This is a genomic window from Candidatus Paracaedibacter symbiosus, from assembly GCF_000757605.1.
Classification (GTDB): domain Bacteria; phylum Pseudomonadota; class Alphaproteobacteria; order Paracaedibacterales; family Paracaedibacteraceae; genus Paracaedibacter_A; species Paracaedibacter_A symbiosus.
Genome location: NZ_JQAK01000017.1, coordinates 1 through 720 on the forward strand (window position 1 = coordinate 1; position 720 = coordinate 720).

At 31.1% G+C, this 720-nt stretch carries 1 protein-coding gene; it reads left to right on the plus strand.

The genetic code is table 11. The features are described 5' to 3' along the window. Positions 1–311: 311 nt before the first annotated feature. Positions 312–720 (plus strand): hypothetical protein (locus tag IG80_RS15965; protein WP_032114196.1); only part of this gene is annotated, 409 nt, incomplete at its 3' end.

The following is a 720-nucleotide window of genomic DNA, read 5'->3' on the forward strand; positions in this document are numbered from 1 at the left end:
AAGGAAGTGAAGTAATAAATAAAGAAGCTAGAAAAGATTTAAAATTTTTATGCATGTTCCCTCCATATTGATTAAGTCCTTAAATTAAGGACATTATTATTTATATCAATATTTTAATCATTTATCTATTTTTTAAAAAGATAGAGAAAAAATTAATTTTATTTGTTAAGGCGTAAGGGTGAGAAGTCGTGTAGACCTTGCCCAACTTTAGCTAAGGGAGCTCTCTTCTTTCGAAGTTGTACAAATGATTTCGTGATATGTTAAGCTCCACATAAGTGAAGAGAAAGGTAAACCTGGTTTTTCTTTTTCGCTTGAGCCTTGATCTTTCCAATAGTTTTTTTGAGCTTCTTTCGCTATCATACGGAAATAAAATATTTAAAAATGTAACCTTACAAGAAGATCATCATGCAAAAATCTACTTATGGATCATTCTTACTATTTTCTTTATAAATATTATTTTCATTCCTCAGATGCTGCTATCAAGTGAGCTTGAAACAGAGACTCCTAAATCAACCTTAATACGTACTAACAGCGAAGAAGAACTCTTTCAATTGCAAGAAAGAAAAGAACAGCTTTTACAACAAAGAAAGCTCTTAAAGCAAGAAGCTCGCCATCGAGAAATTGAAAAATTAAAGCAAGAGATTCAAGAATTAGAAGCTGGAAATTTCTCTTTACAACAAGCCCATGAGGTTGAATTAACTGAAAGAGAAAAGACAAAGG